Source organism: Oceanobacillus sp. AG, assembly GCF_009746545.1.
GTDB lineage: Bacteria > Bacillota > Bacilli > Bacillales > Amphibacillaceae > Oceanobacillus > Oceanobacillus indicireducens.
In genome coordinates this window covers 12917-33304 of record NZ_WOWT01000008.1, presented here as the reverse complement: position 1 = coordinate 33304, position 20388 = coordinate 12917, and the positions used below count along the sequence as shown (strand labels likewise).

The 20388-nt window shown below is 41.7% G+C and carries 16 protein-coding genes and 1 riboswitch; of the genes, 10 read left to right on the top strand and 6 right to left on the bottom strand.

Annotation, left to right across the window (positions count from 1 at the left end; translation table 11 throughout):
* Positions 1 to 3 precede the first annotated feature (3 nt).
* Positions 4 to 375, bottom strand: coding sequence for a S1 domain-containing post-transcriptional regulator GSP13 (gene yugI / locus GN217_RS05085; protein WP_156855581.1), 372 nt, complete (start codon positions 373 to 375; stop codon positions 4 to 6).
* A gap of 314 nt (positions 376 to 689) precedes the next feature.
* On the bottom strand, positions 690 to 1247 hold the full coding sequence (locus tag GN217_RS05080) for a thioredoxin family protein (RefSeq protein WP_156855580.1): 558 nt from the start codon (positions 1245 to 1247) through the stop codon (positions 690 to 692).
* Between the two features lie 663 nt (positions 1248 to 1910).
* Between GN217_RS05080 and GN217_RS05075 the strand changes: the two genes are divergently transcribed.
* The 3 genes from GN217_RS05075 (at position 1911) to GN217_RS05065 (ending at position 9013) form a co-directional block, all read left to right on the top strand.
* On the top strand, positions 1911 to 2966 hold the full coding sequence (locus tag GN217_RS05075; protein WP_156855579.1) for a M20/M25/M40 family metallo-hydrolase: 1056 nt from the start codon (positions 1911 to 1913) through the stop codon (positions 2964 to 2966).
* A gap of 508 nt (positions 2967 to 3474) precedes the next feature.
* Positions 3475 to 7755 carry a S8 family peptidase gene (locus tag GN217_RS05070; RefSeq protein ID WP_305080911.1) on the top strand — a complete coding sequence of 1427 codons (4281 nt, stop codon included), beginning with the start codon at positions 3475 to 3477 and terminating at the stop codon, positions 7753 to 7755.
* A 324-nt stretch (positions 7756 to 8079) separates the two neighbouring features.
* Positions 8080 to 8224, top strand: a riboswitch (FMN riboswitch).
* Between the two features lie 198 nt (positions 8225 to 8422).
* The gene (locus GN217_RS05065; RefSeq protein WP_156855578.1) at positions 8423 to 9013 is read left to right on the top strand and encodes an ECF transporter S component; all 591 of its coding nucleotides are present in this window, start codon (positions 8423 to 8425) and stop codon (positions 9011 to 9013) included.
* Between the two features lie 168 nt (positions 9014 to 9181).
* On the opposite strand, the gene GN217_RS05060 is transcribed toward GN217_RS05065, so the two are convergent.
* Both GN217_RS05060 and GN217_RS05055 read right to left on the bottom strand, forming a co-directional pair.
* Positions 9182 to 9535: a TraR/DksA C4-type zinc finger protein gene (locus tag GN217_RS05060; protein ID WP_156855577.1), complete on the bottom strand. Its 354-nt coding sequence runs from the start codon at positions 9533 to 9535 to the stop codon at positions 9182 to 9184.
* 58 nt (positions 9536 to 9593) lie between these two features.
* Complete coding sequence (locus tag GN217_RS05055; RefSeq protein ID WP_156855576.1) at positions 9594 to 10529, bottom strand: 1,4-dihydroxy-2-naphthoate polyprenyltransferase; 936 nt, start codon at positions 10527 to 10529, stop codon at positions 9594 to 9596.
* Positions 10530 to 10732: 203 nt separating this feature from the next.
* Between GN217_RS05055 and GN217_RS05050 the strand changes: the two genes are divergently transcribed.
* The 7 genes from GN217_RS05050 (at position 10733) to ytkD (ending at position 18754) form a co-directional block, all read left to right on the top strand.
* Positions 10733 to 12130 carry an isochorismate synthase gene (locus tag GN217_RS05050; RefSeq protein WP_156855575.1) on the top strand — a complete coding sequence of 466 codons (1398 nt, stop codon included), beginning with the start codon at positions 10733 to 10735 and terminating at the stop codon, positions 12128 to 12130.
* Positions 12127 to 13881: a 2-succinyl-5-enolpyruvyl-6-hydroxy-3-cyclohexene-1-carboxylic-acid synthase gene (gene menD / locus GN217_RS05045; RefSeq protein WP_156855574.1), complete on the top strand. Its 1755-nt coding sequence runs from the start codon at positions 12127 to 12129 to the stop codon at positions 13879 to 13881. Before GN217_RS05050 ends, menD begins: the two co-directional genes overlap by 4 nt.
* A 12-nt stretch (positions 13882 to 13893) precedes the next feature.
* Positions 13894 to 14688, top strand: a complete 795-nt coding sequence (gene menH / locus GN217_RS05040; protein ID WP_156855666.1) for a 2-succinyl-6-hydroxy-2,4-cyclohexadiene-1-carboxylate synthase — start codon at positions 13894 to 13896, stop codon at positions 14686 to 14688.
* Between the two features lie 137 nt (positions 14689 to 14825).
* On the top strand, positions 14826 to 15644 hold the full coding sequence (gene menB, locus GN217_RS05035) for a 1,4-dihydroxy-2-naphthoyl-CoA synthase (RefSeq protein ID WP_156855573.1): 819 nt from the start codon (positions 14826 to 14828) through the stop codon (positions 15642 to 15644).
* Between the two features lie 197 nt (positions 15645 to 15841).
* Entirely contained in the window at positions 15842 to 17281 is a 1440-nt protein-coding gene (locus GN217_RS05030; protein WP_156855572.1) for an o-succinylbenzoate--CoA ligase, read from the top strand.
* Between the two features lie 564 nt (positions 17282 to 17845).
* Positions 17846 to 18172, top strand: coding sequence for a hydrolase (locus GN217_RS05025; RefSeq protein ID WP_156855571.1), 327 nt, complete (start codon positions 17846 to 17848; stop codon positions 18170 to 18172).
* A gap of 111 nt (positions 18173 to 18283) precedes the next feature.
* Positions 18284 to 18754, top strand: a complete 471-nt coding sequence (ytkD, locus tag GN217_RS05020; protein WP_156855570.1) for an RNA deprotection pyrophosphohydrolase — start codon at positions 18284 to 18286, stop codon at positions 18752 to 18754.
* Between the two features lie 29 nt (positions 18755 to 18783).
* Here ytkD and GN217_RS05015 read toward each other — a convergent pair whose 3' ends face one another.
* On the bottom strand, positions 18784 to 19590 hold the full coding sequence (locus GN217_RS05015) for an ABC transporter permease (RefSeq protein WP_156855569.1): 807 nt from the start codon (positions 19588 to 19590) through the stop codon (positions 18784 to 18786).
* On the bottom strand, positions 19587 to 20378 hold the full coding sequence (locus GN217_RS05010; RefSeq protein ID WP_156855568.1) for an ABC transporter ATP-binding protein: 792 nt from the start codon (positions 20376 to 20378) through the stop codon (positions 19587 to 19589). The genes GN217_RS05015 and GN217_RS05010 overlap by 4 nt, the downstream gene beginning before the upstream one ends.
* Between the last annotated feature and the right edge of the window lie 10 nt (positions 20379 to 20388).

Sequence of the window (20388 nt, the reverse complement as noted above, 5' to 3'; positions counted from 1 at the left end):
TTATTATTTATTCTCTGATTGTTTTATCCATTCTTGAAGCTTGTCTCTTAATGTGTTAAATCCTGTAGTAGAATCATTTGATACTGTTTGATTGTTAGTAGAGGATTTTGCTTGAGTTTCTTTCGTTGGCGCTTCTTCTGTAGCCCGAATGGATAGAGATACTTTGTTTTCCGCTTCATTTACTTCAAGAATTTTCACTTTCACTTCATCGCCAATTTTAAGATGATCATTAATATCATTTACAAATCCATGTGTAATTTCTGATATATGAACCAACCCTTGTGTCTCTTCATCCAACTGGACAAAGGCACCATATGGCTGGATTCCTGTTACCTTACCATCCACAATTTTACCTTTTTCTAGACTTTTATTCATGCCGAACAACTCCTATTATTTAATTCAACTCTATTCTTTTCACACAATTATCCATTTTAACATAAAAATATTATTCTAGCAAAAATCATAGAGTGTCCGGGTTGTTCTGATAAAGTGAAACTCATTCAGTGGGGGATCCTTATCATCCCCACTGAATGTTAGTTGAACAGAATCAGGGATTTACGGACTGTTTATCCCCGCCTTGACATATTGGGTTTCCCTCATGTTTAGAGGAGGGGGTATTACAGACCGTTAATACGTGGTAAAAGTTTATGAATAAACCAATTCATCTCGTGACTTCAGTCGTGCGAAGTTCAATTGATTGATTCTAACTTTTGCTTAATGCTTTCATACACATCGTGCCAAAACTCGGTATTGTCGCGGAAGGATTTACCGATGAACGTATACATTTCTTTCGCTTTATCCTCATGATCTGGCGCGTCTTTTGGTGGTAGAGCAGCGCGGGATTCGTCGACAAAATTTTGAAGTTTTGCAGCCCGAGGCCCCCATTTCGCGACTTCTTCACCAGCTTCATTAATGAAAATAAAGATTGGAATGGATCGGGCTGTTCCATTCGTTAAATATTGATCCATTAATTCTAAATTATCATCACGGAGCAACATCCGTACTTCCAGATTCGCTTTTTCAGAGATTCGCAATAGGATTGGAACGTTCAGCATGGCATCTCCACACCAGTCCTCCGTTAATACGATTGCTCGTAATTTCATACTGGCAATTTTTTCAAAAAATGTCTCATCTTCAGGTAAATTGAAGTTATCATAAATATGGAGGAGACCATCCTTGTTTTGCTTCATGCTCTCGATATAATCATCTGCTTGCATTGCTTGTTCGAACCATTGATTTAAAGACATACAACCCAACTCCTTCATGTTTAGTCGCTTAAATTTTACCGGTGTTCATGCTTTAAGTAAACAAAATTGCCTTCTTTTGTTAAAATGGAATAATACACGACTCAACTTTCGCAGCTTGCTTTCATTCAGCGTAAGTGTTTTGTGCATTCATTTTATTGGCGTTCTAATTACCGTTCAGTTGCCCGGCGGACGGATGCGCATCCTAAGGCACGGCCGAAGCTTCGACGCACAGGACATTAATGTCAGACGTTGCCACATACGAGAGCGTTCTTAGTCTGCCTCGGAAGAAGTTCACTTCCTGCGGTGTCTTCGGACTCGTGCTTTTCCCGTAGGAGTCACCGTCCGCCGGGCAACTGAACTGGTCTAAAGGATTATTTTAAAAAGAAATTATTCCGTTATGATAAGGATTGTACTTCTGTAATATTAAACAGTAATCCAAATCACGCCTTTCCTCGGAGCAGTCCAGACACCTCGAGACTCCTGCAGGAGGAAAGGCATAGGTGAGACCCCGCAGGGCGCCAGCCCGAGGAGGCTCACCAGCCGCCTGCGGAAAGCGAGAGGTGTCTGGACTGCGGACTTCCAATAGAAAGTTGCGCTTACGCTGAATGAAAGTGTTGATTTTTAGGTGCGAGGGTTGAGCAAATGACGATTAGGAGGAATTAAATGACAATGTTCAATCAAGATTTTCTGATGGAATTATTAAATACCGCTTCCCCATCCAGTATGGAGATGGATATTCAACGGAAATGGATGGCATACGTTAAAGAATTTGCTGATGAAGTGCGTACAGATAACGCTGGTAACGTGATTGGAATCCTGAACCCGGAAGCCCCGTTTAAAGTATTGCTGGCAGGACATAGTGATGAAATCGCCCTTGTCATCAACCGTATTGATGAACAAGGATTTCTGCACTTTGATAAGGTGGGTGGGATTAATCCAAAGGCAGCAGTCGGAATGCGAGTCGATGTCTTAGGATACAATGGTAAAGTTACCGGTGTTATTGGAGTGAATGCCCAGCATCACGGTGGCTTAAAAGATGATTTCACTTTAGCGGATTTATTTATCGACTGTGGTTATAAAACAAAAGAAGAGGCGGAAAAAGTTGTTCAAATCGGCGACCTCTGTGTATATAAGACAGAACCGGAAATCTTGCAGGACCGGTATATTGCCGGAAGAGGACTTGATAACCGGACAGGATCTTTCATCGTTGCAGAAGTTTTGAAGCGCCTTGCGGATAAAAATCTTCAAGTCGGAGTATATGCGGTGAGCACAGTAAATGAAGAAACAAATATGGGTGGTGCCTATTTTGCTGCAGCAGGAATTGAACCGACAATGGCAATTGCTTGTGATGTGACTTTTGCAACAGACTATCCTGGCGTGAATAAGAATAAATATGGAGATATTAAGCTTGAAGGCGGCCCAGTACTTGCAAAAGGTGCACCGATTAATATTAAAATAAACCAGCTTCTCGAAAAAGCGGCAGCAGATTTACAGCTGAACGTACAATATGAGCTGACTCCAAGGCATACAGGAACAGATGCAGACCGAATGCGCTTGACTGGAAAAGGTGTCCCTGTTTCCCTTGTTTCCCTGCCATTACGTTACATGCATTCCCCGGTAGAAACGACAAGTATTAAAGATATAGAAGAAGAAATTACCTTGCTTGTAGAGATGATTTCAAACCTTTCAGGTGACGAGAGCTTAAACCCACTTGATTAAAGGTGAAATAGTTTAGTGGCGGATAGACCTACCAATTAAAAAAGGTATGAGGAGAGTCTCACTAAATTGGTTAAAAACAGTGATCAAATACAGGAGAAAAGGCCTTGTTTTCTTAAACTTAGAAAACAAAGGCCTTTTTCTTATGTATCGGTTAGGTCAAATCTATCATTTTTCTGTTCGCTAATCTTAGAAATTCTCTATTTGCAGTCCTTTTTCCATAAATTATAGAAAAAATAACATGAATTCTATTAAATCCTCCTATTTTCTATCGAAAGGCCCATGAAGAGAAAGAGGAAAATATAATGCATATCTATCAATTTTGAGGACCCGGTAAAATAGTGACATAATTCGACACTTTATTGTAGCTAATCCTACTATACTAGGATTAACACCTAGAATTTACCTGTCGCTAATTTCTGGGGAAATCGACAAATTTAAAAAAAGGGGAGGTTGATTTAATAAAACGTCGAAACTCCGGAAAGAAATTTTAAAAAGGGAGGAAAAATCTTTGAGAGTTAAGCGCAAAAGACGAACGAAAGCTTTCAGTATTGCAGCAATTGTAGTCATGATCGTATCACTCATCCTGCCGGGTGCCGGACTTGCGAAATCAAAAAGCGAAGTTAGCCATTCGTTGAATGATTCGCGTGAGCTTCAAGAACAGAAAGTGAATGAGCGTCTATTGGAGAGTTTCAAAGATGATGAGTTTGTTACTTTTCTAGTCAAGTTTACAGATAAGGCTGCAGTAGAAGATGTAGCGAAAAAGATGAGAGAAGATGCGGCAAAATCAAATCTATCACTGAGTCAAGCAGAACATATGCAACGATCAGCTGTAATTGCTGAATTAAAAGAAACTTCCTTTGCATCACAGCAGCACGTGACAGAGTATATTGAACAGGAAATTGAAAACGGAAATGCCAAGGATTTTGTTTCCTATCATATTGTGAACGGCATGGCAGTCACAGCTACGAAAGAGGTTGCCGAAAAAATCGCTACTTTTTCTGAAGTGGAAAAATTACTGCCAAATGAAGTTCGACAGTTGAACACAACGGTATCGGAAAGAGCGGAAAAAGAAGAAGCAGAACTTGCGAATGTCGAATGGAACATTGAACGGGTCGGTGCTCCAGCTGCTTGGGAAATGGGGATCGATGGAACAGGCATGGTTGTGGCGAGCATTGACTCTGGCGTTCAGTGGGACCACCCAGCATTGAAAGAAAAGTACCGCGGTTATGATGCAAGCACGGGTGATGCGGATCACACGTATAGCTGGTTTGACGCTACGGCCGGAGAGGATACTCCGTACGATGATGACGGACATGGTACACATGTAACCGGGACGATGGTCGGGTCTGAGCCGGATGGTTCGAACCAAGTTGGAGTCGCTCCTGGTGCGAAGTGGATTGCTGTTAAGGCATTTACGGCAGCGGGTGGAACGGATACAGATTTACTTGCTGCAGCTGAGTGGATTATGGCTCCAGGCGGAGATGTCTCGCAAGCTCCTGATGTAGTGAATAACTCTTGGAGTGGTGGTTCGGGAATGGATGAATGGTATCGGGATGTTGTCATTGCCTGGCGCGCAGCAAATATTTTTCCTGAATTCTCAGCTGGTAATGTAACATTAACGAACCCAGGTGGGCCAGGTTCGGTTGCTAACCCGGCAAACTACCCGGAATCTTTTGCGACAGGCGCAACGGATGTTAATGATGATTTAGCTAATTTCTCTTTACAAGGACCATCTCCTTATGACGAGATTAAGCCTGATGTTTCAGCGCCAGGGGTGAATATTCGCTCAAGTGTACCTGGCAGTGGGTATGAAGGTGGTTGGAATGGAACTTCGATGGCAGGACCAGCCGTTTCAGGAGCTGTAGCGTTAATAAAACAAGCAAATGCGAATTTGACAGTTGATGAAATCGAGGAAATTCTATCTACTACGGCAACACCATTAACGGACGATACATTCCCTGAGTCACCGAATAACGGATATGGCCACGGACTGCTGGATGCATATGAAGCAGTATCTTCCGTTGTTTCCGGACTAGGTGTCATTGATGGGGCTGTAAGTAAAGATGGAGAGGATACAGAAGCACCAACTTATAGTCATGATGCCCCTGAAGTGATATATGCGGGTATGGATCTTGATGTAACAATTACTGCAGAAGATAATATAAGTGTAACCTCTGTAGAACTTGTCTACGAAGATAACCGGATCGAAGCGAAGCGGGTATCTGGAGATCATTTGTCAGGTGAGTACACGGTAACTGTTCCAGGTGAGGATATTGAAGAGGGAACATTTGAGTATCACTTTGAAATCAATGATTTCGGATATAATTCGGTAACAACCGATTCCTACAGTGTAACGGTAGAACCAGGAATTACAGTAGGTTATTTTGAGGACTTTGAAAAGGCACCTAGCGGATGGACGGTATTCGGAGAAAATAGCAGTTGGGAACACGGAATCCCAACTTCCGGACCGGGTGAAGCCTTTTCCGGTGAAAATGTGTATGCAACAAATTTAAGCGGAACCTATAATAACTATGAAAATTCAACATTAGTCATGCCGCCGATTGATTTACCTGAAGGAGAAGCGTATTTACAATACAGCCAGTGGTACAATCTCGAGAATAACTGGGATTACGGGCATGTGTATATTTCTAGTGATATGGAAAACTGGGAACAGTTAGAGCGAATCACTAATGTTTCCGATGGCTGGATTGAGTCGGAAATTGATCTATCTGATTATAGCGGGGAAAGAGTTTATATCGGATTTAATCTGACTTCTGACATCAGCATTACCCGAGATGGTTGGTATATTGATGATGTTGGGCTTGCTGATACGTCAAGAAGTGAGTCAGCACAAGCACCGAACATCGGAATGAATTCTTCCGCTGGATTATTGTTAGGCCTTAATAGTATCGGAATGAAGAAGGCCCCAATTGATCCTGATAAACTAAAACCAGCATTTCCAGATGAAAAAGAATCGGTTAAAGAAGATGCAATTACACCTGCCGCTTTACCATTGGCAGCGACTGTCAGCGTGCTTGAAAGCGGAAGGTCAGTGAATACGAATCCTGCAGATGGGTCCTTCTCTATTACTCATGCTGCTGGTGACTTCACCGTAGTTGCAGAAAGTTATGGTTATCATCCTGCAGAAGAAAATGTAACAGTCGAGGCAGATGAATCTACAACAGTTAACTTTACTCTAGAAGAACAAGATGAATACACCGTTTCAGGTACGGTAACTGATGCAGTAACTGGTGAGGGAATTGCAGACGCTACACTTCTAATTGTAGAAGATGCGAATGTGGAAGCGGTTACGACAGATGAAAATGGTTCCTTTACGATCACTGCTTATGAAGGCGTATATACGCTAAAAGTACTAGCTCGTGGCTATCATGGAGCAGAAGTAGAAGCTGACTTTACTTCTGATGGTACGATTAATATTGAATTAGAACCTTTCTACACCGTTCCGGGCGGAGAGATTGGCTATGATGATGGAACAGCGGAAAATGCTCGTGCATTCTATGATGCTGGTAATGGCTGGGCAGTTCGTATGTCCCTTGATGAAGGACAAGAATCGGCAATTGTAACGGATGGGGTTTTCCAATTCCATGATGACGATTGGCCAGTTCCAGGAGGTACGGAATTTGCCGTTGAGGTATGGGATGCAAGTGGGCCGGATGGCACTCCAGGTGAGCGAATTGCCGGTCCAGTTGAAGCAGAGGCAATTCGGAGTCTGGATGAGTGGACGGTTGTTGACTTAAGTGAACATGCGATTCAAGTAAATGGTGATTTCTATATGGTCTATATTCAACGAGATGTGAATACAAATGCACCGGGTCTAGCAACAGATGAAAACGGGCCGAACGCAGAAAGAAGCTTCCAATATGTAGGCGGTGCATGGAATCAATCCCCGGCAGATGAAGGGAACTATATGATCCGTGCCAGAGTAAACTACGAGGTGGAAGAAGCGGTCATTACGTCTCCCGAAGATGGACTAATCACGAATGAAACAGAAGTTACTGTAGAAGGTACTGCTTCACCGACTACCTTCATTAAATTAGTAAATAATGGAGAAGAAGTAGATACAGTTGAAGTTGGAGATGACGGTAAATTTGCAATTCCTGCAACGCTTGCGGAAGGTGATAATGAGTTGGTTGCGGTCACCATACTGGATGATACAGAAATTATGGAATCCGAACCTGTAACAGTTGTCTTGGATACAGAAGCGCCAGCACTCACCATCGACAATCCTGAAGACGGCGAGAAAACAAATCGTGAAACTGTTACGGTAGAAGGAACAGTTGAGGATGCTAATCTTGATTATGTCGAGGTAAACGGACAGCGCGCTAAGATTGATGATGGGAATTACTCTCTGCGAATTATTCTTGATGAAGGGATAAATGACATTGAAGTTACAGCGGCCGACTTGGCGGGCAATTCAACGTCTGAAGCTGTATCGTTGGATGTCGACTTCACACCTCCTGCAATCGAGAATCTGACGCCTGAAGAAGATGTGTACTTGGGTGCAGGGGAAAGCGTGAAGTTCGAATTTGACAGTGAGCCTGGCTTAAAGTCCACATTTGTCGTCCATATGCCGCTCACGAATGTGAATTCCAACCCGACTGAATTACCGATGATGGAAACATCTGAAGGACATTATGTCGGCTACTGGACAGCAACAAGCAATGTTGTTGCAGAAGGAGCAGTTATCGAAGTAATCGCAGTCGATGATTATGGGAATGAAACAAGAGCTCAAACAGACGGGAAACTATTTATTAATACAGATGAATGATGGGGAAGGTGCGGCGATCTTGCCGCACCTTTTTCTTGGATAAGCTTAGGAATTTGCGGTTAACAAAATTTATTAGGCACTTCAGCAAAGCCTAAATATATTACTTCTTGAGTTAGCTTGCAACACGACGAGCAGCTATCAAACTTCACACTCCTCCAACCGATAAAGAAGAATTCCGATTGGCTTACCAGAGGCTTAGTCGCTCTAATACCCTTGTGTGAAAGTCAACACTTACTGTAAGAACACTTCCTTCTTTGCTTGAGCACGTCTCTTGCAATTTATTAAAAATGTAGTATACTTATTGTTAGTAATTGAATAATCGATTCTAATCTTCGGGGCAGGGTGCAATTCCCGACCGGCGGTGAGGGGTATACTTACTCTAAGTCCGCGAACCATAATTTCAATTCTTATGGTTGATCTGGTGTAATTCCAGGACCGACAGTTACAGTCTGGATGGGAGAAGATGTCGAGCCAAATCAAGGTGCTTTTTCGTGTACCTTCATTTACTCTTGTATTCCCAAACCCTAAAGCCCCATTTACGGCTTTAGGGTTTTTCTGTCTTAAAAGAAATTTTAAGACGCTGGAACAGAAGAGTTGTCAAAATGGCAAGGCGATCCTTCATCACGAGTTAGAATCGGTTAGCAAACGATGAAGGAGGAAGATGGAGATGCAAAAATCTGCAAAGCAATCTTCAAAGTTATTAAAACTTATTATTTTAGCACTGCTAGGATCAATCGCGCTTGTTTTATTTTTCTTGAATTTCCCGCTGCCGTTCCTACCACCATATTTAAAAATTGATTTTAGTGATGTACCGGCATTGATGGCTTCACTTATTTTTTCACCACTTGCTGGTGTAGCTGTCGTTCTCATTAAGAACGTGCTTTATTTCGCGGTGTCTGGATCAGGAGACCCGGTCGGTGTTCTAGCTAATTTTCTTGCAGGTGTAATGTTTGTCCTTCCAGTTTCACTTATTTATCATAAGTTCCATAAAGGTGTAAAATCGATCGTTTCCGGCTTAGTTACAGGAACAATCGTTATGGCAGTTGGAATGTCTGTATTAAATTATTATGTTATTCTGCCTGCTTATGCATGGTTTATGGGATGGGATATGAGTGAACAAATGGCGTGGGGCGCCGTTCTTGTTGGGGTGTTTCCATTTAACTTGCTGAAAGGAATTATTGTCGGAATGTTATTTGTTCCCGTGTTCATAAAAATGCGCAGCTGGATTGAACAGAAACAAACAAATTTAGCTGCATAATATACATTCAAAAAAGGTTCATCTCAAATAATTGAGGCTGAACCTTTTTTCATGTTTTGGAGAAATATAATAGAACCTGATTATCTGGCAAGGGCTGTACTTTTTAAAAAGAATAGTAGGCAAGGTCATTGGCGAATGATCCTGCCTACTATTCTTAGGTGTGTTTTTTTATTCTTCTTCTACAAGTGTTTTTGCAGTTGGGATAGCATCAAGTCTTTCCTCCGGTATTGGCTTTTGTGATACGACACTCATACCATACGTTTTATTATCAATCCGCTCCAGCGCATCATCAATCGCTTGTAACCGTTCCTTGTGAACGAGTTCCATTCCAGCATCACGCTCTTGTTCAAACTGTTCTGTACCCAGGTCAGCTGGATGATTGCCATAATCAGACAGCTCTTGGATCGAGTCGTTCGGTGATTTATTAGTAGATTGACTGGAAAGCTTTTCCGTTTCCGCTTTTAACTCGAGCAACCGCTTACGGAAATAAGCTAATTTATCATCCGAAAGATAGGTCTTCATCAAAATCGCTCCTTTTCATTCAGGCAACATTCAAGAAATTAAGCAGTGACAAGCACGCTTAGACAAATGCTGCAATGACGAGGGATATTCCAAGTAAGAAGCCGTAAATGGTGTTCGTTTTTCCAGTTGCAATCATTGCGGGCATCATTTCGAGTGGTTCGGTCTTACCACGGAAGTTTTTGATGACAGTTACGGCTTTCGGTACGCTAAGGAAAGTGATTAGTGTCCAGATAGGCAAGAGACGTGCAATAATTAAAGCTAATGTCCAGCCGTAAGCAATGCTAAATAGTACTGCAAGCACGGTAATTGCTTTTTTCCTGCCGATCAGTACAGCAATAGTTTTTCTTCCGCCAGCTTTATCCCCGTCACGATCCCGAATATTATTGGATAAATTGATGCTGCCGATAAAAATGGTAACTGGAATCGATATCCAAATTACTTCACTCGTAATTGTTAGAGTCTGGATGAAATACGTGATGCCGATAATGACTGTCCCCATTAGTACACCGGAAAACAACTCACCAAGTGGTGTATATGAAATTGGAATAGGTCCTCCAGTATATAGATAACCGATTGCCATACATATTAAACCGATAATAGCAATCCACCAACTTGACTCGATACAAATATAAACACCAAGAATAACAGCAATTCCATAGAATGTAATAGCAAGACTTCGAATTGTTTTCGGCTTTATCCCATCACGAACAATCGTGCCGCCGATCCCAACTGATTCCTCTGTATCTAGACCAAGTTTATAATCATAGTATTCATTAAACATATTTGTCGCAGCCTGAATTAATAAGGACGCTACGAGCATGGCGAGAAATAAGGTCCAGTTGATGGTTCCATCATGATAAGCAAGCATCGTACCGACGAATACAGGGATAAACGATGCTGTAAGTGTGTGCGGACGCATCAAGCGCCACCAGACGTCAAAGCCTGATTTCTCGTTCAATGCCTCTTTTATTGAATTTTTATTAACAGTATCCATAAATGTTCCCCCTCCACGCTATCCTATTAATCTTATGAAAATAAAGGACAAGTGTCAATTTCTTTTATTTTCCTCCATATCTCCTGCTATGTTCCATTTTCTTGGCTTAATTATCAAAAAACGGTCCTTTTCTTGAGAAAGTGATGAAAAGAGCATAAAATGGTTATAGGTGTTTTTTAGTGGTATTTATCGGAGGTATAGTTATGATCGATATTCAAATGAAAGAGCTTGAAGAAAAAATAGCAGCCGTAAAGAATTCCATCGGCCCAAATGAATCATCCAAGCTTTTCAGTTTGACGAAGAAAATAGAAAATAAAGACCCTCTCCTTATATTTGAGGGGGCGAAGCAGTTTGTTAAAGACCGCTTTTATTGGATGAATCCGAATCGCACCCTAGCAATAACTGGAGTTGGCAGTGTGCAAACGTTAATAGCTGAAGAGAATCGTTTTCAGGAAACAGAGGATTTATGGAAGCAAGCGTTAGAGCATACTTGGATTGATAATCCTTACTCGACGGTGCCGGCAACAGGGTTTGTCGCTTTCGGCGGGATGGATTTTGATCCACTTGAAGTAAAAACAGAGCTTTGGAAGAAATTTGAATTAAGCAAATTCTATATTCCAGAACTAATGCTGACAACTTATCATTCAGACAGTTATGTGACGGTGAATATACTCATCAATAAAGAAGAGACAATAGATGAAGCAGCAACAAGACTTCGTAAAAACACACAGAAGTTTATAACTGGTAAGACATTCGGCGTGCAGCATATTGAGATTAAAAGAAACCGAGTCATTGAACCAGAAAAATGGAAAGAAACCGTCAAAGAAGCAACAAAGGAAATGAAAGAAAAACGCGCAGAAAAAATAGTCCTTGCACGGGAAGTCCGTCTATCCTTTACGGAAGAAATTAATATCACGCAAGTTCTTGAAGAGCTGCATCATACACAGGCAAACAGTTATATCTTCGCATTCGAAAGTGGAGGGGACTGTTTTATTGGTGCGACTCCAGAGCGGATAGTCAAGGTAGAAAACAATAATTTACTTTCGACCTGTCTTGCGGGAACGGCTCCCCGCGGAAAGACGAAAGAAGAGGACGAGCAGATCGGTTATGAACTGCTGCATGACAAGAAGAATCGGGATGAGCATGAATTTGTCGTAAAAATGATTAAAGAAGCCGTACTAAAAACCTGTACAAACGTCAATATTCCGAACGAACCGGTACTTCATCCGTTAAAAAACCTACAGCATTTATATACATCGGTAACAGGAACGTTGAAAGACGAGTATTCCATTTTCGATTGTCTTAAAGATCTGCACCCGACACCTGCTCTTGGTGGTACGCCAACAGAAGATTCGTTAGCTTATATACGTGAACATGAACTGCTTGACCGGGGATGGTATGGTGCCCCGATCGGTTGGGTCGATAGCAATCAAAATGGAGAGTTTGCGGTAGCAATCCGTTCTGGACTGATCCAAGGGGATGAGGCATCCCTATTTGCTGGTTGCGGGGTTCTAGCTGATTCCGATCCGGAAATGGAATTTGAAGAGACCAGAATTAAAATGCTGCCGATGCTAAATGTGCTGGGAGGAAAACAGGAATGAATCATACGGAAATATTAACGAGGTATACTGCCAATTTTGTCGATGAAATGATTCAAAACGGAATTCAGCATGTTGTTATATCCCCTGGATCCCGGTCAACCCCGCTATCGCTGGCCTTTGCTGAGCATGAACACATCAAGGAATGGGTTGTCATCGATGAGCGATCCGCTGCATTTTTCGCGCTTGGACTTGCGAAACAGATGAAAGCAGCGGTAGCATTAGTTTGTACGTCAGGTACTGCTGCAGCGAATTATTATCCGGCAGTTGTCGAGGCGTATTACAGCCGTGTTCCGCTCGTTATTCTAACTGCAGATCGGCCCCATGAGTTAAGGGATGTCGGCGCCCCGCAAACGATTGATCAACTTCATTTATTCGGAAATTATGTTAAATGGTTCCAGGAAATGGCGATTCCTGAAGGGGATGACGGTATGCTCCGTTATGTTAGACAAAAAGCGGCGCGGGCAGTGTATATGGCTTGTGAAGGGAATCGAGGTCCTGTTCATTTGAACTTTCCATTACGTGAACCACTTACTCTTGACTTTTCTTTGGAAGGTATTTGGAAGTATAAAGGAATGGTTGAACATTCAGCTCGCATCCCGCTTGACGGAAAAAAACGATTGACGGAAGAACAGCTCGAAGCTTTCCTCAGCCAGTTGACAAATAAGAAAAAGGGGCTGATCGTCTGCGGACCACAAGCAGATGCTGATGAACAGTTCCCCGAGCAAGTTGTCGCCCTTGCTGAAAAGTGGCAGCTGCCAATACTAGCTGACCCGCTCTCTGGGCTGCGAAGTGGGCCACATCGTAAGGTAAATATAATTGAAACGTATGACGCACTACTAAAAAACAAGGCAATTCGTGACCGAATGAAGCCTGATTTTATTATCCGTTTTGGTGCTATGCCAGTTTCAAAAGCTTATTTATTTTTCATCAAAGAAAATGCAACGATTCCACAATTCGTTGTAGAAAATCATTCTGGCTATAGGGAACCGACGGGAAATGTAACGGAATTCATTTTTGCAGATCCAACTACACTTTGTGAAGAATTGCTTGCTGTTGATCAGCCAGCCTTTTCAGAGGAATGGTTGCATGATTGGAAAGCGATGAACAAAGTAGCGAGAAATCATTTTCTTTTTGGTATGGAAGAGAAAATTACAGAAGGTGAAGCCATTCGGGGACTGCGTGAAGTCATTCCTGAAGGTAGCACGCTTTATGTAGGAAACAGTATGGCCGTCCGGGATGTAGATACCTTTTTCTTAACGGATGATAAACCGATTTCGGTTCTTGCCAACCGCGGGGCAAATGGAATTGATGGAATGGTTTCAAGTGGAGTTGGAGCGGCGGCTGCTGGAAAACGAGTAACACTCGTCTTAGGGGATTTATCATTTTTCCATGATATGAATGGATTACACGCTGCTAAGCATTATGGGATTGATATCACGATATTGCTCATCAATAATAATGGTGGTGGAATCTTCTCATTCCTCCCCCAAGCAGAGGATCCGAAGCACTTTGAAGCATTATTCGGAACCCCGTTACATTTGGATTTCAGAAAAGCTGCTGAACTTTATGAGGCGAATTACTTTGCCCCAGAAACAGAGGAAGAATTGAAAGAAGACTTGCAAGTAAGTTATGAAAAAAAAGGTTTGTCAATTGTCGAAGTGAAAACGGATCGGGAAGAGAATGTAAAGTGGCACCATGAGAAATGGCAGGCAATTGCGGATGAAATTTTTTTTAAGAATAGGATGGTCTAATTGTATTTTTCAATGGAAGATATGAATTATTGGTACGAGATTCATGGGGAAGGGGTACCAGTTGTTCTTCTTCATGGCTTTACAGGCAGCACGTTGACATGGGATAAGGTTGTAACAGCTCGTCCGGATGGGATGCAATTGATTACAGTTGATTTACCGGGCCATGGCTGGACAAAAGGAACTTCAAGAATAACGATGGACTCCTGTATTGATGATTTACATGGATTATTTCAGCATCTTGAATTAGATACGTTTTTCCTTGTTGGCTATTCAATGGGTGGGCGAGCCGCATTAAGTTATACTGTGAAATACCCGGAAAGTGTACGGGGGCTTATCCTTGAGAGTGCTTCTCCAGGTCTAAAGGATACGAAAGCGAGAAAGAATCGAGAAGCAGGTGATGAGGAGCTCGCTAAGCTGTTGGAGGAAGAAGGGATCGAATCATTCGTTGATTACTGGGAGAATATCCCGTTATTTGCTACACAGAAGGAGTTGCCGGATGAAACACAGGCAGCAATCCGTGCTGAGAGAATGTCCCAATCGAAAAAAGGGCTTGCTGATTCTTTACGCGGAATGGGAACAGGAAGCCAACCATCCAATTGGGAAGCTTTAAAAGATGTAACAGTTCCGGTCAAGCTTCTTGCAGGTGAGCTGGATGAGAAGTTTGTGGCAATCAATCAACAAATGGCCGAGATGTTACCTTATGCAGAATTAGACATTTTTCCTAAATGCGGACATGCGTTACATATTGAGCAACCGGAGCATTTTCAGCAAGCTTTACTCGAATTTGCAAAATTGCATATATCATGAGAAAATTAATCAAGTAAGTTTTTGCAGATAAGAAAGCATAAATCCTTTCTTACTGCATAAGTGCAACTAAGGTAAGGCATTCGCCGAAAAAAGTTAGCAAATGCCAAGTTTTCTAATAGAATAGGGAGGAATAAGGGTTGACTGTACAATGGGTTGAAGCTAAAAAATATGAAGAAATCATTTATGAAAAATATAACGGTATCGCAAAAGTGACGATTAATCGTCCGGAGAAGCGAAATGCATTTACACCGCTTACTGTAAATGAAATGATCGATGCCTTTTCAGATGCGCGCGATGATTCCTCGATCGGCGTTATCGTTTTAACTGGTCAAGGGGAAAAAGCATTTTGCTCCGGTGGTGATCAATCAGTACGCGGTCACGGCGGGTATGTCGGGGGAGACGAAATCCCTCGTTTGAACGTGCTTGATTTACAACGTCTCATCCGTACGATACCGAAACCAGTAATCGCAATGGTAGCTGGTTATGCAATTGGTGGTGGACATGTATTGCATGTCGTTTGTGATTTAACAATTGCAGCAGATAATGCGATCTTTGGTCAAACTGGTCCGAAAGTTGGTAGCTTTGATGCGGGTTATGGAGCAGGTTATTTAGCGCGTCATATCGGTCATAAACGTGCACGTGAAATCTGGTTCCTTTGCCGTCAATACAATGCCCAAGAAGCGTTTGATATGGGACTTGTCAATACTGTCGTGCCTTATGAGAAGCTGGAAGAAGAAACAATTCAGTGGTGTGAAGAGATCCTGGAGAAATCACCAACAGCGATTCGTTTCTTGAAAGCATCATTTAATGCAGATACCGATGGACTAGCTGGATTGCAGCAATTAGGCGGAGATGCAACGTTACTTTATTACACAACAGATGAAGCAAAAGAAGGCCGCGATGCATTTAAAGAAAAAAGAAAACCAGACTTCAAAAAGTTCCCACGCTTCCCGTAAAACCAAAACCTTTGCTACCCCAGCAAAGGTTTTCTTTTTGAACCGGGACAAGGGGTCAGAGCACTTGTCCCGGTTTGAAGTGGGACAAGGGGTCAGAGCAGTTGTCTCGGTTTGAAGTGGGACAAGGGGTCAGAGTAACTGTCCCACTTCGACAAAGTAAAAAGCAATTATGTAATTAATGAAAGGAACAAATATAAATGGCTGAAATTATTCCACACTGGCTTTCGAAACAAGCAAATTTATCACCAGATAGCACTGCGCTTGAATTAGTAGACGGCGGTAAAATTACTTTTCTAGAATTACAGAACAGAAGTATGGAAATGGCAAGAAAACTAGCTGGACTTGGTGTTAAAAAAGGGTCTCATCTTGGAATTTTATCGGCTAACAATTTAGATATGGTCTATATGATTCATGCTATAAGTTACCTCGGAGCTGTCGGTGTGCTATTAAACACAAGACTGAGTGATGATGAATTAAATTATCAGCTGCAAGATGCTGAAGTAAGTATACTCATTACGGATGATAAGCACTCTTCCCGACAGCTTCAAGTGAATCAAGTCTATGCGTACGATGAAGTCAATGAGCAAAAAGAAATGCAAGTTACATTACAGTTAGAACTAAATTTAGAACAGCCATTTACAATTATTTACACCTCTGGTACAACCGGGTTTCCAAAAGGGGTCGTACACACGTATGGAAATCACTGGTGGAGCGCTATTTCCTCCGCATTAAACCTTGGACTGGAGAAAAATGATAAATGGTTAATTTCTTTGCCGTTATTTCATGTAAGCGGGCTATCCACTTTAATGAAAAGTGTGATTTATGGAATGCCGGTCTATCTGATGAAAAAGTTTGATGTTGATCTAGTTCACGAAGCGATTATGGATAAAAAAGTTACCATCGTTTCTGTTGTAACATTGATGGTTCAGCGTCTTATGGATAAACTGGGCTCGGAAAATTATCCACAAACATTGCGTTGTTTTCTACTTGGCGGCGGTCCCGCTCCAAAAGTATTATTGAAACAAGCACAAGATAAAAAGATACCGGTTTTCCAGAGTTATGGGATGACGGAAACGACTTCGCAAATAGCAACATTATCCGCTAAAGACGCATTATTAAAAATTGGTTCAGCCGGAAAACCGCTATTACCTGCTGAACTGAAGATTAATAATCCTGGTGAGGATGATGTTGGCGAAATTATTGTAAAAGGGCCCATGGTCACGAAAGGTTATTTTAAAAATGAAGCGGCCAATAAGCAGACGATTATAGATGGGTGGCTTCATACAGGGGACCTCGGTTATCTCGACGAAGCGGGCTATCTTTATGTTGTGGACCGCCGAACAGATCTCATTATTTCCGGTGGAGAAAATATTTATCCTTCTGAAATTGAAAATGCACTGATGAAAATACCAGAGATTAAAGAAGCAGGAGTTATCGGTGTCGCCGATGATACTTGGGGTGAAGTTCCCGTTGCTTATGTAGTGTTGTATGAATCTATATCGAAAACGGATATTTTAGCAAAACTAAGCAAACAATTGGCAAAGTACAAATTGCCGAAGAAAATCAAATTTATCGATGAAATGCCCAGAAATGCGTCAAATAAGTTAGTTAGAAAAAAATTAAAAGAACTTGAATAAAGTAACAATGCGAGCTTTCCACTACTATAGCGGAAGGCTTATTTTTTCGGTGGGACAATTTCTCTGACCTAGGCCACTGAAAAACCATAATTCCAAATTGTCAGACACCACTTAGATATCCTAAACTAAAGAATTTAGGTTGTTATTCCCCACTTATATATCTAAAAACAGCCAAAAATTGGGATCTGATTTTTTATTTTTCTTAAACGACACTTTTTCAGTGGCCTATCTCTGACCCTCTGTCCCGTCTCAGACTGGGACAACTGCACTGACCCTCTGTCCCGCCTCATATCGGGACAACTGTACTGCCCTTCTGTTCCGCCTCGTATCGGGACAACTACTCTGACCCCATGTCCCACTAAATTGGTTTAAATTTTTTATAAGGAAAATAGTTTAGAGGAGGGTTGTTGAAGATGAATGGGTTTTTTGGTTAGTATTTTCAGCGAGTTTTATGCATAGTTTAATGAAATTATAGCTACTCCAAGTGAGGCCCCAACAATTCGTTCGGCTTCTGTACATGCATTTTCTTTAAAAAGGTAAACTAATACAAAGGAGGGTGAATTCATGAAAGAGAAATATTACGTGAATATTGCAGATGGTGGTATTCACAAGAAGAGTGCAGAAGGAAGCGCGACATTCGGGATCTACGCGGATGATGGGGATCTTAGCAAGATAAGGGAGAAGATGGATAATATGGACGAGGCGAATTTGGCAAGTTATGTTCGGGCGCATATTCCATTTACCCCTCCGGATGAATCTCCAGAAAACGCACGGTATGATAAGAACTTGAAAGAACTGTATGCACTGCTTCATGAGCTTGGTGATGAGAATACGAAAGCACATATCGAATCCATCGATATTCTGAACGGACCGGGTAATGGTTTAGTTTAAAGGAGAAAGTGGGGGAGACCTCACTTTCTTTTTGTACATATGGTACAATGAAGCCAACCTAAGGAAATAAAAGACGTGAAATAATTAATACATCAAAGGTCGTGTTTTTGTTTGATTACATTTAGAGACTTTTATAATAATAAAGTACAATTATCCTTTCAGGATCATCCTTTTTCCAAAGAACCAAAACATGTCCTCGTCATCTGCAAACACCGAGAAAAGTGGCTGTTGACAAAGCATAAGGAACGGGGACTAGAATTTCCTGGTGGGAAAGTCGAACCTGGGGAATCTGCACACGATGCTGCCGTAAGAGAGGTACTGGAAGAAACTGGCGGGGTCGTTACTAACCTTCATTATATCGGGCAATATTTCGTAGATGGTAAAAAGGATTATGTCATTAAAAACCTTTATTTCGCCGAAGTGAAAGAATTAAAAGAGCAACCAACTTATTTTGAAACAGATGGTCCGGTATTGTTGTTGAAAATTCCAGAAAACGTAAATTTTAATTCATCCTACAGTTTTATCATGAAAGATCGGGTTGTTGAACATGCCATGGAATACATCGAGAAATATTTCCAATAAGACGAGGAGGCGCGGACATTGTCCGTGCCTTATCTCGTATGCTTTATCAGCCAAGCCTCGAGCTTTTCGACCCCTTTATACATCAATGCCGCTAGTATCGCGATTATAACAAGACTAGCCATCACGAGTGAAAAATCAAACACTTGGAAGCCATAAATAATTAAATATCCAAGTCCTTGTTTGGAAACAAGATATTCTCCGACAATAACTCCAACCCAGGATAAACCGACATTCACTTTCAATGTGGAAATCATAACAGGGAGTGAGGCGGGAAAAATTGCTTCTTTAAATATTTGTGATTGATTCGCTCCGAAACTGCGCAGTACCATCGTATAATTCCGGTCCACTTCCAAAAAAGCCCGGTAAACAACTAAAGTAGTAACAATTACTGAGATAATAAATCCCATCGCAATAATCGATAGATACCCTGGGCCGAGTGCGACGATAAGGATCGGTCCAAGCGCAACTTTTGGCATCGCATTGAAAATGACTAAATATGGATCCATAATATTTGCGAACCGGTTTGAATACCATAGGGAAGTTGCGATTAACACACCACCGATTGTACCGATGAGAAAGCCGAGTAATGTCTCAAATAATGTAACCGAAACATGGACGAACAGGCTTCCGTTTGCAATTCGTGTGAAGATCAGGTCGAAAATTTTTGAGGGAGAGCTAAATAATAATGGATCAATAATGTAAAGGCGACTACTAATTTCCCAACAGAGGAAAAAAAGAACAGCAATACTTATTTGCCAAGTTAGAACAATTTTCCTCTCTTTTTTAATCCCTTTTTGATACGCTCTATATAATTGTTCATCTTTTAGCTTCTTCATGTCGCTTCACCAGATTTTTGTTGCACTTCTTCTTTCTCTAACTCTTGCCAAATCGTATCGAACAGTGGTTGAAAAGCTTTGTGCTTCCGGGCGATAATTGGGGATTCTTCACGTAATTCCATTGGTACCTCATAAACTTTTACAATTTTACCGGGATTCGCCTCCATAATAATGATCCGGTCACTCATCGCAATCGCTTCTCCAATATCATGGGTTACGAGAATGGTTGTTTTCTTATATTGATTAAGAATTGTTGCAACAAGGTCTTCCAGTTTCAATTTTGTCTGAAAATCGAGAGAAGAAAATGGTTCATCCAGGAGGAAAATTTCCGGGTTATTCATAAGTGTCCGAACAAGGGCGGCACGCTGTCTCATTCCACCAGACAATTCGGTCGGATATTGGTGCTTTGCATTCGATAAACCGACTTCCTGAAGCAAAACATTAGCCCGATTTACTGCTTCTTCGTCTTGGCGTTTCTGGATCTTTGGCCCAAGTAAAACATTATCTTGGACCGTTTTCCAAGGGAATAAATAATCTTGCTGCAGCATATAACCAATTTCTTCCTTACTTTGTTCGATTGGCTCGCCTTTAATGAAAATACTTCCCGAAGTGTGCTCAAGTAACCGTGCGATTATGGAGAGAATCGTTGACTTACCGCAGCCGCTTGGCCCTAGGACCGATACGAATTCCCCGCGTTCCATCGTAAAGCTAATGTCTTCGAGTGCTTTCGTATAGCCTGTTTTTGAAAAATAATGATGGCTGACCCCGGCAAGCTTTAAAATCGCCATAAATATCCCT